The sequence below is a fragment of the Thermus tenuipuniceus genome (assembly GCF_002964845.1).
Taxonomy (GTDB): Bacteria; Deinococcota; Deinococci; order Deinococcales; family Thermaceae; genus Thermus; species Thermus tenuipuniceus.
On sequence record NZ_KZ672958.1, the window covers coordinates 37,375 to 51,302 of the forward strand.

Below are 13,928 nucleotides of genomic sequence, written 5' to 3' on the forward strand. Positions count from 1 at the left end.
GGGCGTGCTGTTTCTCTTCCAGGACCCCGTGGGCGACGATCAAGGCCTGGCCTACCTCTATCCCCGGGCAGCCCTTTTCCAGGAGGCGGGGGAGGGCTATGCCGACCTCCTGGCCCTAGCGGGGGAGGAGCGGGAAGGCCACCTGGTCTTGAAGGTAAGGCTGGCCCGCTACCCGAACCCCTTAGGGGGGTCCTTAGGCTTCAGCCTGGCCACGGTGGTCCTCTGGTTGGACATCGAGGAGGGAGGTGAAGAGGAGCTCCTCCCTGGCCTCCATACCCCAAGCCGGGGGGGCTGGGAGGTGGCCTACGTCCTCACGGGCTTTGGGGCAGAGAAGAGGACCCCGGAGGGATCGCGGGAGCCGGTGCGGGCCTGGCGGGAGGGGGAGTGGGTGCTCCTGGACACCGGCCTGCCCCCAGGGCCTTATGCCTATTACGGAGGGGTAGGGCTCTTCGACCCTTTCGCCCCTTGGTACCTGCGACCGGTGGGGCTCGAGGGGGGGGCCTGGACCCTGGGCGGCCCCGCGGGGAGCCCCCCCCTGGTGGACCTCCTGGCAGAAAACCCCATGGACCAGGTGCGGGCCTACCAGGAAGGGGTCCTATGGCCCCTCAGGAAACCCAGCCCCTCCCTCCGGCGGGAAAGCCTTTTAGCCTTCACCTTGGGCGGGGTTGCCCTCCTCTTGGCCTTCCTCCTGCGAAAGCGCTAAGGGCCTTTGCCCGGGCACAAGAGCCCTTTCCTACGTCCGCGTTCTCCCTGCCCAAGCGGACTCCCCAGCCCACGGCCGGCCCAGGGCGAGGGAGGTCATAGGGGGCGGAGGTCCTCCAGGAGAAGCCAGACTGCCCCGGGGGGAAGGGCCTGGAGAAGGGGCTCCAAGACCCCCGCCACCCGCTCCGCCAGGGGCTTCAAGGCCTCGGGCGGCTCCTCGGTGAGGACCAGAAGGGTGACCTGGTAAAAACGCTGGGTGTGGGTGGGGGTGCCGTCCTCAAAGAAGGGCGTGGGGGGCGGCACCTCGTCCAGGAGAAACCTGGCTCCCTCCACCTCCTGGGGAAGTAGGGTTTTCAGGTCCAAGGCAAGCCCCCTGGGGTACCAGAGGTAGCCCTGGAACAGGCGCACCGCTTGCACCCGTCTAGTTTAGAACCTCCCACACTTCCTCGCCATAGCGGTAAACCCGAGGAAGCCTCCGGGAAAGGTGCACCGCCACCTCGTAAGGGATGGTCCCCCGGGCCTCGGCCCAGGCGCAAAGCCCCGTGGGGCCGAAATCCGGGGAGAGTACCTCCAAGACCGCCTCCAGGGGCAAAGGCCCCGGGGAAAGCACCGTGGTCTGGTCCATGGAGATGCGGCCCACCACCGGGTAAAGACCTCCTTCGGGACCCTTCACGAAGCGCACCGCCCCCCGGGGAAGGCCGTCGGCATAGCCCACGGGCAAGGTCAGAAGCCACTCCCCACCCCGGGCCACGTACTCCCCTCCATAGCCCACCCGGTCACCCGCCCTCAGCTCTTTTACCAGGGTGGGCCGGGTGAGGAGGCGGAGGATGGGCTTTAGACCGAAACCCGGGATGAGGCCATAGAGGGCGAGCCCCACCCGCACGTTCTCCCCCCCGTGCAGCAGAAGCCCGTAGGAGTTTTCCAGGTGGTAGAAGTAGCCTTCCCCTAAAGCCTCCCGCACCCTTTGGAAGCGGCTTCTTTGCACCTCCACGAAAGCCTCGTCCTCCCCGGCGGTGGCCAGGTGGGTGTAGACTCCCTCCACCCTTATCCCCAAAGCCTCCACCGCCAGGAGGGCATCCTTGGCCTTCTCCCAGGGAAAGCCCACCCGGTTCATCCCCGTGTCCACCTTGAGGTGGGCCCTGGGGGTTAGGCCCAAGGCTTGGGCCCTAGCCGAAAGGGCCTTGGCCGCCTCGAGGGTGGAGAGGGTGGGCACCAGGCCCAGGCGCAAGGCGGCTTCCGCCTCCAGGGGATGAAGGCTTCCCAAGAGGAGGATCTCCCCCTCCACCCCGCCTTGCCTTAGGGCCTTCCCCTCCTGCACCGTGGCCACCGCCACCCGCCTCGCCCCCTTTGAGAAGAGGAAGCGGGCCAGGGGTAAGGCTCCATGCCCATAGGCCTCGGCCTTGAGGACGGGGATCACCTCTCCCCTGGCCTTGGCCTTGAGGAGGAGCCAGTTGGCCTCGAGGGCCTTAAGGTCCACCTCTATCCAGGCGCGGGCCTCCTTGGGGCCCCCTAGACCCCCCAAATGAACTCCCAGGTACGCCGCGGCGTGACCCATGCTAATCCTCCAAAAGCCCCACAAAGCGGTGGGGATCGGGATCCAGCTTAAAGCGACGGCGGTCCAGGTGGGCAAGAAGCTCCCTAAGCCGCTCCGTGCTTCCCTTCAGGAGAAGGTGGAAGACGTACATCCCCTTCACCCTGGGCACCGGGGCAGGGGCCGGGCCCAAAACCTCCCCTTCTCGGGCCACACCCTTCAAGGCGGAAAGGAGGCCATAGGCCTCCTCGAGGGCCCGCTCCTCCTTGCGGTTGGCCACCTCCAGCTTCACCATCCGCACCTTGGGAGGGTAATCCAGGGCCTCCCGCAGGGCCTTTTCCCCCCAGGGAAAAACCTCCACGCTTCCCTCTAAGAGCGCCTGGTGGGCAGGGTGGTCGGGGGTGTAGGTCTGGAGGACCAGAAGGGGCCTTCTCCCCGGCCTCAGCTCGGTGAGGGCCCAAAGCAGGCGATGGTACCGCTCGGCGGCGCGGAAATCGGAATCGTAGAGGAAGCCATCGGCATAGGGCAGGAGGACCAAGGCCAGCTCGGGGAGCACCGGGCCCCGGAGAAACGCGGTGGTGCCCACCACCACCCCTGGCTCCCCCTCGAGCAGGGGGCCCAGGTCGTCCTTCCCCTCCTTGGAGTAGCGGTACACGGGTAGGGAAAGGCGCCCCCTTAACTCCTCCTGCAGCCATTCCAGCCCTGGCCCCTTGGGCTCGAGGAGGGGGGAACCGCACTCCGGGCACAGGACCGGGGGAGGCTCGCGGTGGCCGCACTGGTGGCAGACCAGCTCCCCCCTGCCCCCCTTGTGGTAGCGCAAGGGAAGGGCGCAGTTGGGGCAGGTGGGCTTGTACCCGCAGTCGGCGCAGAGGAGGAGGGCACTATAGCCCAAGCGGGGAGAAAGGACCAGGGCCTGCCGCCCCTTCTCCTCCACTTGCTTCAAAAGGGCCCAGGCCCTCCCCACAAGGGGATAGCCCTTCTCCCTCCTCAAGTCCAGCAGGAGAACCCTTGGCTTGGGTACGGGGAAGGCCAGGCCGGGCTTTTCCAAGATCTCCACCGCGGGCACTAGGGAAAGGTAGGTGAGGGGCACTCCCAAAAGCCTCGCCCTGAGCTCCGCCAAGGGGGGCACAAAGGCCCGGGTCCCCGAGGGGAGCTTGTAGCTTTCGCTTCCCTCTTCCACCACCACCAGGGAATCCGGGGTGAAGGGGAGAAGAAGCCCGCCATAGGTGGCAAAAATCAGGCCCCCAGGCTGCCGAAAAAGGGCCTCCCGCGCTTCCCGGGAAAGGCCCCCATGGTACGGCTTGGCCTGGGGGAAGTGGCGGAGGAAGCGTTCCAAAAGGCTTACCTCGGGAAAGAGCACCAGGTGGCTTCCCTTGGCCACCAGACCCGCCAGGAAACGCATCCTCTCCCCAAGCCTTCCCCCGTTGAGCCTTTCGGGCCTTTCCGGAAGGAAGAGGGGCTTTAGGGGCTCGCCCGCAGGGGAAGGCTCCCTAGGAGTCCCGTAACCGATATACCCCTCGGCGAGAAGCCTCTTCACCCGGCCCACGCCTACCCCAGCAGCCCGGGCCAAGGCTGCCAAACTCTCCGCTTGGCCCAGGGTCCAAAGGACCTGCAAAACGGCGTCCAGAAGAGGGTCTGGATGCCGCTTCTTTAGGGGGACGAGAACCTTTTTCCCCTCCTTAAAGGCCACCTCCTCCTGCAAGACCCCAGCCTCCCGCAGGTAATCCAAAAGCTTAGGGTCAAACCCCTTAGCCTCCTGCCAGGTGATAAGGCCCTCCAACCCCTTGGGCAGAAGGGCTGGGTCCGCCCCCGGGTAGAGGCGCACCCGGTGCCTTAGTTCGGGAAAAGGGGGCAGAAAATCGGCAAGCACCTGGCCCAAGGGAGCAAAGAGGTAGCGGGCGGCTTCCTCCAGAAACAGGATCTCCTCCGGGCGCAAATAGGGCCTCGAGTCCAGATAGGCGATGGCGTGCCGCAGGGCATGGGAGGGCCTCCCCCCCTCCCCCACCACCACCCCCACCCGCACCTCCCCCCGCCAGGGCACCGCCACCCGTTTCCCCAGGGCTTCTTCCCCGTCTACCCCCTCCTGGCCCAGGGGAGCCAGGTAGGTCATGGGGGGAAGGGGCAGGGGTAAGGCCACCTGAAGAAGGCGCATGCTGCCCATAGGATAAGGGGGATGCGGTGGGCGGTGGTGCTCTCTGGGATAGCCCTCTACAGCGCCCTCTACGCGGTGGTGCCCCTGCTTCCCCTTTTGGAAAAGCTCTTCGCTGCCCCTCCGGGGGCTGCGGGGCCAGGCATGGGCCTGCCCCTTTTGCTTCTGGTGCTCCTTTCCCCCTGGGTACCCCGCCTGGGCCTGCCGGCGGGTACCCTGTTGGGCGGGGGCCTTCTTTTGGTGGGCCTAGGGGGGGTGCTTGGGGCTTTTAGCCCAAGCCTTCTCCCCTGGACCCTTTGCCGCATCCTCCAGGGGATCGGGGCTGCCCTCGTGCCCACCTTGGCCATTGCCCTCATCCCCCTTCTCTTCCCCCAAAAGGCCTGGGAGATGGCCGGGGTATACATGGCGGGGAATGTTCTGGGCGGGGGCATGGGCCGGGTGCTGGCAGGGCTTTTGGCGGAGATCGTCGGGGTGAGGGAGGCCCTCTTCCTCCTTTCCCTACCCGCTTTTCTCCTGGGTCTTCTCCTCATCCGGGCTCCTGCGGGGCTTCCCACCCTGGGTAGGCCGCAATACGACCTTTCCGCCTTTCCCTTGTACCTGGCGGGTTTCATCCTCCTTTTCCTGAACCTCTTCCTGGCCAACCTCCTCCCTTACCGCCTTTTGGAGCTGGGCTTCCGCCCAGGCGAGGTGGGGCTCGTGTACATGGCCTACCTCTTCGGCATCCCGGGAAGCGCCCTTTCGGGGCTTCTGGCCCGCCGGTTCGGGGCGGTGGCCACCTTTCGCCTGGCCTTCTCCCTGGTCCTCCTCGCCCTGGGGCTCCTGCTCCTCCCACCCCCAGGCCTGGTTCTGGGATTCGTGCTTCTGATGGCCGCCCTCTTCACCGCCCAAAGCCTGGCCTCAGGAGCTGCAGGAAGAAGGGGAGCGGGGGTAAGCGGCACCTACGTGGCCGCCTTCTACCTGGGGGGCACCCTGGCCGGGCTTCTTTATCCCTTCTTCCTCCATAGCTTCCCCCTGGCGGTGGCGGTGGGCGTGGCCCTGGCCCTTCTCAACCTCCTCCTGGCCCCCGTCAGGTAGGCTCTTTTTTCCGGAAGCCTCCGCCCGCGCTACCATAACCCCATGGAGCTCCATGCCGCCGACCAGTACCTGGTGGCCCCCGGGGAAGCCGGGTTTCTTTCCGTGTACGAAAGGCTTTCCGGCACCCGGCTCTACCCCCCTTTCCCCCCGGTGGAGCTCCCTGGTGGGGTGGGGGGGCTTTTGGAACGGGGGGGCTTTGGCCAGACCTTCTTCTTCCCGGCGGAGGTCCTGGGCTTGACCTTTAAGACCCCCAGGGGAAGGGTAGTGCGGGCCGGGGGGGTGGTGGTGAAGAACGTGCAGGGCTACGACCTGGTGCGGCCTTTTGTGGGGAGCTTCGGCCTGTTGGGAAAGGCCCTCGAGGCGGTCTTTCGCCTGAGGCCGGGGCAGGCCTCCGTCTTTTTAAAGAGGCCCTTCACCGGAGAGTTTCCGGAGCTCACCCCCCATCCCCGCTTCCTCTTCGCCCTCCAGGAGGGAGGGAAGTGGTGGCTTTACGCCTTTCACTTCGGCCACGAGAAGGAGGTGGACCGTTTCCAAGAGGCCTTCGGCGGGGAGGAGGCCAGACCCCTGGACCTGCGGCCCCTCTTCCCCCAGGGGATGGGGGTGGGGGAGGGTCCTCTCAGGGACCTCCGCTTCTCCTGGGCGGATGGGGGCAGGGCCCCGGAGCCCCCAGGAGCCCTCTGTAGGTTGGCAGAGACGCTCTAATAAAAACCCCCACCCCTAGAGGGTGGGGGACGGATTTAAGCCCTAGAGGTTTCGCACCACCACGTAAAGCCCTAGGGCAAAGTAGAAGGCGAACCAGGCGAAGACGATCACCGGCTGGGTACATCCACTCACCTCCTTGGCCTTGAGGGTTTACCCTCAGCCATTGTGACCCACATGCCAGTCTTCTTGGCAGCAATCCGGGGGTATCCCAAGTTCTCCAAGGAGTTTTGCCCTGGGTGGAAGCAGGGTATCCTTTAAGGGATGCGGGAGCTCGAGCAAGAAGCCCTAGCCGCCATCCGGGAAGCCCGGGACCTCGAGGCCTTGAAAACCCTGAAGGCCCGCTACCTGGGCAAAAGGGGCCTCCTCACCCAGGAGATGAAGGCCCTTGCCAGCCTTCCCCTCGAGGAAAGGAAAGCGAAGGGCCAGGCCCTAAACGCCCTCAAGGAGGCCATCGAACGGGCCCTGGAGGAGCGGGAAAAAGCCCTGGTGGAAGAGGAGCTGAGAAGGGCCCTGGAAAGGGAGCGCCAGGATGTCTCCCTGCCGGGGGTGGAGGTTTTCATCGGGGGACTCCACCCCATCACCCTCATGGAGCGGGAGCTGGTGGAGATCTTCCGCTCCCTTGGTTACCAGGCGGTGGAGGGCCCCGAGGTGGAAAGCGAGTTCTTCAACTTTGACGCCCTGAACATCCCCGAGCACCATCCGGCCCGGGACATGTGGGACACCTTCTGGCTGGAAGGGGAGGAGCATAGCCTTCCCGGCCCCTTGGGAGAAGAGGCTAGGGGCAGGCTCCTTCTTCGCACCCACACCTCCCCCATGCAGGTGCGCTACATGGTGGCCCACACCCCCCCCTTCCGCATCGTGGTGCCGGGGCGGGTCTTCCGCTTTGAGCAGACAGACGCCACCCACGAGGCGGTCTTCCACCAGCTGGAAGGCTTGGTGGTGGGAAAGGGGATCACCATGGCCCACCTGAAGGGGGCCATCTACGAGCTGGCCCAGGCCCTTTACGGCCCTGAGTCCCGGGTGCGTTTCCAGCCCGTCTACTTTCCCTTCGTGGAACCCGGAGCCCAGTTCGCCATCTGGTGGCCGGAGGGGAGGAAATGGCTGGAGCTGGGAGGGGCCGGGATGGTCCACCCCAAGGTTTTCCAAGCGGTGAACGAGTACCGGAAATCCCGGGGCCTTCCCCCTGCCTACCAGGGGGTCACGGGCTTCGCCTTTGGGCTCGGAATCGAACGCCTGGCCATGCTCCGCTACAACATCCCCGACATCCGCTACTTCTTCGGGGGAAGGCTTAAATTTTTGGAGCAGTTCCGGGGGATTTTATGAGGGTGCCTTTTACCTGGCTCAAAAGCTACGTACCTGAGCTGGAAAGCCCCCAGGTGCTGGAGGAGCGCCTGGCGGGCTTGGGCTTTGAAACCGACCGCATGGAGAGGATCTTCCAGATCCCCAGCGGCGTGGTCTATGCCCGGGTCCTCGAGGCCCACCCCATCCCCGGAACCAGCCTGAAACGCCTGGTCTTGGATGCGGGGAAGGTGGTGGAGGTGGTCTCGGGGGCGGGAAACGCCCGCGCGGGGATCGGAGTGGCCCTGGCCCTTCCCGGCACCGAGGTGAATGGGCTCAAAATCGGGGAAAGGACCATCCAGGGGGTGGTTTCCCACGGCATGGCCCTTTCCCCCAAGGAGCTTGGGGTGGGGGAGTACGGGGGAGGGCTTCTGGAGTTCCCCCCCGATGCCCTTCCCCCCGGCACCCCCCTGGCCGAGGCCTGGCCGGAAGAAGAGGTGCTGGACATCGAGGTCACCCCCAACCGCCCAGATGCCCTGGGGATCCTGGGCTTGGCCTTTGACCTCCACGCCCTAGGCTACAGCCTGATTCTGCCCGAGGTGCGGCTGGAAACGGGGAAGGTACCCTTACCCTTTGGCCTCAGGGTGGAGGACCCTCGCGGGGCTCCCCACTTCACCCTTTCCTACGCCTTTGGCCTCCAGGTGGGGCCAAGCCCCATCTGGCTCCAACGGGTGCTTTTCGCCTGCGGGATGAGGCCCATAAGCAACGTGGTGGACATCACCAACTACGTGATGCTGGAACGGGCCCAGCCCATGCACGCCTTTGACCTCCGCTTCGTGGGGGAGGGTATCCTGGTGCGACGGGCCAAACCCGGGGAAAAGCTGGTCACCCTGGATGGCGTGGAAAGGGAACTCCACCTCGAGGACCTGGTGATCGCCGGGTACCGGGGAGAGGAAAGCTTCCCCATCGGCCTCGCCGGGGTCATGGGGGGCGCGGAAAGCGAGGTGAGGGAGGACACGGAGGCTATCGCCCTGGAGGTGGCCCAGTTTGACCCCGTTTCCATCCGCAAAACCGCCAGGCGGCACGGCCTCCGCACCGAGGCCAGCTACCGCTTCGAGCGAGGGGTGGACCCCGTGGGCCAGGTGCCCGCAGCCCAAAGGGCCCTAAGCCTCCTCCAGGCCCTGGCGGGGGCCCGGGTGGCGGAGCGCGTCCTGGAGGAGGGAACTCCCAGGGAACCCAAGCCCATTCCCTTTCGCCCCCAGTACGCCAACCAGCTCCTCGGCACCCAGTATCCGGAAAAAGTACAGCTTGGCATCCTAAGACGCCTGGGCTGCCGGGTAGAGGGGGAAGGTCTTTACCGGGTCACACCCCCCAGCCGCCGCCTAGACCTCGAGCTGGAAGAGGACCTGGTGGAGGAAATCGCCCGAATCCAGGGTTACGAAAGCATTCCCCTGGACCTGCCCGCCTTCTTCCCTGCCCCCGACAACCGGGGGGTGGAGAGGCCCTACCAAAGGGAGCGCCGCCTGCGGGAACTCCTTTCGGGCCTTGGCTTCCAGGAGGTTTACACCTATAGCTTCATGGACCCCGAGGAGGCCTCCCTCTTTCGCCTGCCCCCGCCCCCCTGGCGCCTCAAAAATCCCTTGAGTCCCGAAAAGGCCGCCCTGAGGACCCACCTCTTCCCCGGCCTCCTCAGGCTCCTCAAGGAAAACCTGGCCCTGGACCGCCCGGAAAGGGCCCTCCTCTTCGAGGTGGGCAGGGTTTTCGGGAAAGAGGGGGCTTGGGTGAGGGAGGAAACCCATCTGGCAGGCCTCCTCTTCGGGGAAGGCCTAGGGCTTCCCCATGGGGAGAAGCTTTCCGGCTACCCCCTCCTCAAGGGGCTTCTGGAGGCCTTTTTGAACCGGCTGGGCCTGGACCTCAGGGTGGAGGCCCATCCCTACCCCTTCCTGCACCCCGGGGTCTCCGGGAGGGTCTGGGTGGAAGGGGAGGAAAAGGGATTCCTGGGCCAGGTACACCCGGAGATCCTCAAGGCCCTCGAGCTCCCCCCGGTCCATATCTTTGAGCTCCACCTCCCCCTTCCCGAAAAGCCCCTCCGCTTCCAGGACCCCTCCCGCTACCCCTTAGCCCTCAGGGACCTGGCGGTGGTGGTTCCCGAGGCCACGCCCTACGGGGAGGTGAAGGCCCTCCTTCGCCAGGCAGCAGGACCATACCTGGAAAGCCTTCAGATATTTGACCTCTACCAGGGCCCACCCCTCAGGGAGGGGGAGAAGAGCCTGGCCTTCCACCTACGCTTCCGCCACCCCGAGCGCACCCTCAAGGACGAGGAGGTGGAGGAGGCCATGGCCCGCCTCCTGACGGCTTTAAGGAGCCGGGGCTGGGACATCCGGGGCTAGAGGGTAAACTGAAGCCATGCTCACTTGGGTGGACCTCCTGGCCCTACTGGGCTTAGCCGTGGCCCTGGCCTGGGGCTACCGGAGCGGCCTCCAGGGGGCCTTCGCCGGGCTTGGGGTGGTGCTCTACCTCCTCCTGGCCCAGGTAGGGTTTGCCGGCCCCTGGTGGGGTCTGGGCCTTGGGCTTCTCCTGGGGCTTCTGGCCAAAAGCCTCCCCCTTCCCTCCCTTTCTCAGGGCCTCGAGGCCCTTCTGGGCTCCCTGGGAGGGTTCCTTTTGGGCCTCTTCGTGGCCCTGGCCATCTGGACCGGCTATCCCTGGGAAAAAACCGCCGCAGGAAGCCTCCGCTACCCCTCCCTGAACCTTCCCACCCCGGTCTACGACGGGGTGAGCCAGAGCCCCTTCGCCCGGGAGGCCTTCCGCCTGGCCTGGACCTCCCCCTGGCTCAAACGGGCCCTGGGCCTGGGCCAGCCGTAAGGCCACTTATACCCCTTTCCATTTCCTTCTTCGGGTACTCCCGCAATGGAGCCTACAAAAGGGCTTCCCCGAGGCTCCCACCCCCGCGCCANCGGTTGATGTCCTTTTTCCGCTCCACCGCCTCCTTAAGGGGGGTAAGCTCCACCTCCCCCTCCACCTCCCCCACCATGACCCCGCTGGTCCCCCCGGCCAGGGCCTCCACCGCCGCCGCCCCCAAGCGGCTTGCCAGGATGCGGTCCTTGGCGGTGGGGCTTCCCCCCCGCTGGATATGGCCCAAGACCGTGACCCGGGCCTCCACCGGCACGTGCTCCCTTATGGCGGCAAGAAGCCCCGCCGCCCCTCCGGGATAGGCCCCTTCCGCCACCACCACGATGGAGCTGGACTTGCCCCGGCGCAGGGATTCCAGAAGCCCCTCGGCGATGGCCCTGGGGTCCACGGGCTCCTCGGGCACGGCGATCACCTCGGCCCCCCCCGCTAGGCCCACGTCCAGGGCGATGAACCCGGAGTCCCGCCCCATGACCTCGATGAAGAAGACCCGCTCGTGGCTGGCGGCGGTATCCCGGATGCGGTCTATGGCCTCGAGGACCGTATTCACCGCGGTGTCAAAGCCAATGGTGTAATCGGTTCCGTAAAGGTCGTTGTCGATGGTACCGGGCACCCCCACCACGGGGACTTTATGCTCCTCCAAAAGCCGCATGGCCCCGCGAAAGGTACCGTCCCCCCCGATGGCCACCAGGCCCTCTATGCCCGCCGCTTTGAGCTTCTCCGCCGCCTTGGCCCGGCCCTCTTCCGTGAGGAACTCCTGGCTTCTTGCAGTGAGGAGGATGGTTCCTCCCCGCTGAAGGATGTTGGCCACATCCCGCACCCCCAAGGGCACCATCTCCCCCTGGATCATGCCCGCATAGCCCCGGCGGATACCGATCACCTCGAGGCCCAAGGCATAGGCCTGGCGCACCACCGCCCTGATGGCCGCATTCATCCCCGGGGCATCACCGCCGGAAGTAAAGACCCCTATGCGCTTCATTCCCCCTCCTCAAAAGGCTCCTTCTCCCCTTCCAAAGCGAGGCGATAGGCCTCGTTCCTGGGAACCCCCCTCTGCAGAAGGGCCCGGAAAAGCTCCTTACCCTTAAGGCCCTGGGCTTTTAGCTCCTCCAAGAGCTGGTTGGCCTCCACAGGTGGCGCCTCCTTGGGTCCCAGCACCAAAACGAACTCGCCCCTCGGGTTTTGAAACAGCCTCCAGGCCTCCTCTAGGGTCCCTCGGAAGATCTCCTCGTGCACCTTGCTGATCTCCCGGACCACGGCCACGGGATACCCGGGACCGTAGATCCCCATGAGGTCCTCCAGGGTTTTTTGCAGACGATGGGGGCTTTCGTACAGCACCGCGGTCCTTCCTTCCCGGGCCAGGGCCCAAAGCCGTTCCTTGCGCTCCTTGCCCCCCTTGGGCAGAAAACCCTCAAAGGTAAAGCGGTGGGTGGGCAGGCCCGAGGCCACCAGGGCGGGGATGAGGGCGGTGGGACCCGGAAGCGCTTCCACCCGCCAGCCCCATTCTAACGCCAGCCGCACCAGCTCCGCCCCGGGATCGGAGATGCCCGGGGTGCCGGCGTCCGTGGCGTAGGCCACGTAAGCGTAAGGGGAAAGGAGTTCCCTGGCCCTCCCCATCGTGTGCTGGTCCAAACGCAGGGTGGGGGTAGCGATGCCGTAGTGGCGGAGGAGAAACCCGGTACGCCGGGTGTCCTCACAGGCCACCACCTCCACCTCCTTGAGCACCCTCAGGGCCCTTAGGGTGATGTCCTCCAGGTTGCCGATGGGGGTGGGTACCAGGACCAGACGCACCTTAGAGGAGGATGGGCTTTAGAAGCTCCTGGACCTCGCGGAAGGTGAACTGGTACACCGAGCCCGAGGGCAGGGTGAACTCCAAAAGGTCCGGGCTTCCCGGGAAAAGGATGCGGCGCAGGGCCATGGGGCCCTGGTCGGTTTCCACATGAGCCGTCAGGTAGTCGGGCTCCAGGTTGGGTTCGTCCTCGGCCTCCTTGGGGGGTTCCTCCCCCACCCCCTCCTCCAGGCGGCGAAGGGCTTCCAGGAGGTCGGCCTTGAGGGTCCGCATCTCCTCCTCCAAGGTACCGTCGGAAAAAACCAGAACCGCCTCGTCCCCTTCCCCATAGGCGGTAAGCCCCCAAAGGACCTCCCCTTCCTCCTCAGGAGGGGCCTCCACCAGCTCCAAGGTGCCGTTGGAAAGCAGGCGCAAGACCGCCCCGCAGGCCTCGCAGTCCACGAGGTCCCCCGCCTTGTACCCCTCCAACTCCAGGGTTTCCCCACATGCCGGGCAGACCATAAATCCCCTCCAACCCTATTGTAGTCCGCATAAGAAGGGCCTCGCCTTTCGCGAGGCCCCTCCCAGTATCCCCCGGGGCTGGCCTCAATGGGCCCCATAGCGGGCGATGCAGGCCCTCACCTCCTCCAGGGCCGCCTGCCGGTCTCGCCAGCCCGTCACCTTCACCCATTTGCCCTTCTTGGCCTCGAGGGCCTTGTAGGTTTCAAAGAAGTGCTGGATTTCCTGCTTAATCCCCTCGGGCACATCGACGATGTCCTGAATGTGGTCCAGGCGCTGGTCCTCCGCCACCACCCCGATGACCTTGGCGTCCCCGCCCTTCTCGTCCTCCATGAGCAGAAGTCCCACCACCCGTACCTCCACCACCACCCCGGGCAAAAGGGGGTAGGTGGAGAGAACCAGGCCGTCCAGGGGATCCCCGTCCTCGGCCAGGGTGGAGGGAATGAACCCGTAGTCCCCGGGATAGAACTGGGCTCCGGGGAGAACCCGGTCCAGCTTGATAACCCCAAGATCCGGATCGTACTCGTACTTGTTTCCGGAACCCCTGGGCACCTCGATGACCATGTTCACCACCTCGGGGGCACCCTTACCCACGGGAAGGCTCTTCAGGTTCGCCATAGCCCCTCCATTATACGAGGACCCCCGGGAAATCGGTGACCAGGGCATCCACCCCCCAGGCGGCAAGCTCTTGGGCTTGCTGGCGGCGGTTTACCGTCCAAGCCAGCACCCGGTAACGGACCTTTAGCTCCCTGACCCTGTCCTCGGTGAGCAAAGAGGCCTCGGGATGCACCCATTCCACCCCCAGGCAGGGGGCCAGGGCCTCCGCCTCCCCGTGCTGGTAAAGCAGGCCCAGGGGCCCCACCCCAAGCCGTTTAAGGCGCACCAGGGCCAAGGGATCAAAGGAGCTCACCCAGATCCTATCCGAGGGGTAGCGGGCCAGGAGCCTGGCCAAGGCCTCCTCCCGGCCGTCCGTTTCCGGGGGAAGGCTTTTCAGCTCCACGTTGATCCAGGCTTCGGGGAAGGCCCGGAGCACCTCCTCGAGGGTGGGCACATAAGCCGGGAGTTCCCTAGAGGAAACCCCGCTAATAGGGATGCCTCCCAGGGTGAAGTCATGGTGCACCACCAGCACCCCATCGCGGGTGAGGTGCACGTCCAGCTCAAATCCATCCAGCCCAGCCTCCAAGGCCTGGCGGAAAGCCTCCAGGGTATTTTCCACATAGACCTGGGCCTCGCCTTCCGCCAGGCGAGGGGCACCGCGGTGTCCCAAGCGCAAGGGCACGAAGGGAAGTATACAATGGGGC

The 13,928-nt window shown here is 65.8% G+C and carries 13 protein-coding genes and 1 pseudogene; 6 read left to right on the forward strand and 8 right to left on the reverse strand.

The features are described from left to right. Positions 1-4: 4 nt before the first annotated feature. Positions 5-703 (forward strand): glucodextranase DOMON-like domain-containing protein, encoded by a 699-nt coding sequence (locus C2847_RS01415; protein ID WP_105316754.1) that lies wholly within the window; start codon positions 5-7, stop codon positions 701-703. A 95-nt stretch (positions 704-798) separates the two neighbouring features. On the opposite strand, the gene C2847_RS01420 is transcribed toward C2847_RS01415, so the two are convergent. Genes C2847_RS01420 through C2847_RS01430 form a run of 3 tightly spaced genes read right to left on the reverse strand, consistent with a single transcriptional unit; the run spans position 799 to position 4,385 of the window. Continuing rightward, on the reverse strand, positions 799-1,119 hold the full coding sequence (locus tag C2847_RS01420; RefSeq protein WP_105316705.1) for a DUF3208 domain-containing protein: 321 nt from the start codon (positions 1,117-1,119) through the stop codon (positions 799-801). A gap of 4 nt (positions 1,120-1,123) precedes the next feature. Continuing rightward, the gene (gene alr, locus C2847_RS01425) at positions 1,124-2,257 is read right to left on the reverse strand and encodes an alanine racemase (RefSeq protein WP_105316706.1); all 1,134 of its coding nucleotides are present in this window, start codon (positions 2,255-2,257) and stop codon (positions 1,124-1,126) included. 1 nt (position 2,258) lies between these two features. After that, entirely contained in the window at positions 2,259-4,385 is a 2,127-nt protein-coding gene (locus C2847_RS01430) for a primosomal protein N' family DNA-binding protein (protein WP_164835601.1), read from the reverse strand. Positions 4,386-4,406: 21 nt separating this feature from the next. Here C2847_RS01430 and C2847_RS01435 point away from each other — a divergent pair, with 21 nt between their 5' ends. The 5 genes from C2847_RS01435 to C2847_RS01455 all read left to right on the forward strand — a co-directional run bounded on the left by C2847_RS01435 (position 4,407) and on the right by C2847_RS01455 (position 10,298). Then, on the forward strand, positions 4,407-5,456 hold the full coding sequence (locus tag C2847_RS01435) for an MFS transporter (RefSeq protein WP_105316707.1): 1,050 nt from the start codon (positions 4,407-4,409) through the stop codon (positions 5,454-5,456). A 42-nt stretch (positions 5,457-5,498) separates the two neighbouring features. Beyond that, complete coding sequence (locus C2847_RS01440) at positions 5,499-6,158, forward strand: DUF5639 domain-containing protein (protein ID WP_105316708.1); 660 nt, start codon at positions 5,499-5,501, stop codon at positions 6,156-6,158. 261 nt (positions 6,159-6,419) lie between these two features. Then, positions 6,420-7,481 carry a phenylalanine--tRNA ligase subunit alpha gene (pheS, locus tag C2847_RS01445; RefSeq protein WP_105316709.1) on the forward strand — a complete coding sequence of 354 codons (1,062 nt, stop codon included), beginning with the start codon at positions 6,420-6,422 and terminating at the stop codon, positions 7,479-7,481. Further along, on the forward strand, positions 7,478-9,826 hold the full coding sequence (gene pheT, locus C2847_RS01450; protein WP_105316710.1) for a phenylalanine--tRNA ligase subunit beta: 2,349 nt from the start codon (positions 7,478-7,480) through the stop codon (positions 9,824-9,826). Before pheS ends, pheT begins: the two co-directional genes overlap by 4 nt. Positions 9,827-9,842: 16 nt before the next feature. Beyond that, positions 9,843-10,298, forward strand: a complete 456-nt coding sequence (locus C2847_RS01455) for a hypothetical protein (RefSeq protein WP_105316711.1) — start codon at positions 9,843-9,845, stop codon at positions 10,296-10,298. 92 nt (positions 10,299-10,390) lie between these two features. Here the strand turns inward: C2847_RS01455 and pfkA are convergent. The 5 genes and pseudogenes from pfkA to C2847_RS01480 form a co-directional block, all read right to left on the reverse strand. Then, a pseudogene (pfkA, locus tag C2847_RS01460) lies at positions 10,391-11,322 on the reverse strand (6-phosphofructokinase); the annotation flags it as partial. Continuing rightward, positions 11,319-12,131, reverse strand: a complete 813-nt coding sequence (gene rsmI / locus C2847_RS01465) for a 16S rRNA (cytidine(1402)-2'-O)-methyltransferase (RefSeq protein ID WP_105316713.1) — start codon at positions 12,129-12,131, stop codon at positions 11,319-11,321. The gene rsmI and the pseudogene pfkA, both read right to left, overlap by 4 nt. Position 12,132: 1 nt before the next feature. Further along, on the reverse strand, positions 12,133-12,630 hold the full coding sequence (locus C2847_RS01470; RefSeq protein WP_105316714.1) for a hypothetical protein: 498 nt from the start codon (positions 12,628-12,630) through the stop codon (positions 12,133-12,135). An 84-nt stretch (positions 12,631-12,714) separates the two neighbouring features. Further along, complete coding sequence (locus tag C2847_RS01475; protein ID WP_105316715.1) at positions 12,715-13,245, reverse strand: inorganic diphosphatase; 531 nt, start codon at positions 13,243-13,245, stop codon at positions 12,715-12,717. Positions 13,246-13,255: 10 nt separating this feature from the next. Continuing rightward, positions 13,256-13,906, reverse strand: a complete 651-nt coding sequence (locus tag C2847_RS01480) for a glycerophosphodiester phosphodiesterase (protein WP_105316716.1) — start codon at positions 13,904-13,906, stop codon at positions 13,256-13,258. Between the last annotated feature and the right edge of the window lie 22 nt (positions 13,907-13,928).

Coding starts and splice junctions, on each gene's coding strand:
- C2847_RS01440 (WP_105316708.1), top strand. CDS start 5,499: ATGGAGCTCCATGCCGCCGACCAGTACCTGGTGGCCCCCGGGGAAGCC.
- C2847_RS01455 (WP_105316711.1), top strand. CDS start 9,843: ATGCTCACTTGGGTGGACCTCCTGGCCCTACTGGGCTTAGCCGTGGCC.
- pheT (WP_105316710.1), top strand. CDS start 7,478: ATGAGGGTGCCTTTTACCTGGCTCAAAAGCTACGTACCTGAGCTGGAA.
- C2847_RS01435 (WP_105316707.1), top strand. CDS start 4,407: ATGCGGTGGGCGGTGGTGCTCTCTGGGATAGCCCTCTACAGCGCCCTC.
- pheS (WP_105316709.1), top strand. CDS start 6,420: ATGCGGGAGCTCGAGCAAGAAGCCCTAGCCGCCATCCGGGAAGCCCGG.
- C2847_RS01475 (WP_105316715.1), bottom strand. CDS start 13,245: ATGGCGAACCTGAAGAGCCTTCCCGTGGGTAAGGGTGCCCCCGAGGTG.
- alr (WP_105316706.1), bottom strand. CDS start 2,257: ATGGGTCACGCCGCGGCGTACCTGGGAGTTCATTTGGGGGGTCTAGGG.
- C2847_RS01430 (WP_164835601.1), bottom strand. CDS start 4,385: ATGCGCCTTCTTCAGGTGGCCTTACCCCTGCCCCTTCCCCCCATGACC.
- C2847_RS01470 (WP_105316714.1), bottom strand. CDS start 12,630: ATGGTCTGCCCGGCATGTGGGGAAACCCTGGAGTTGGAGGGGTACAAG.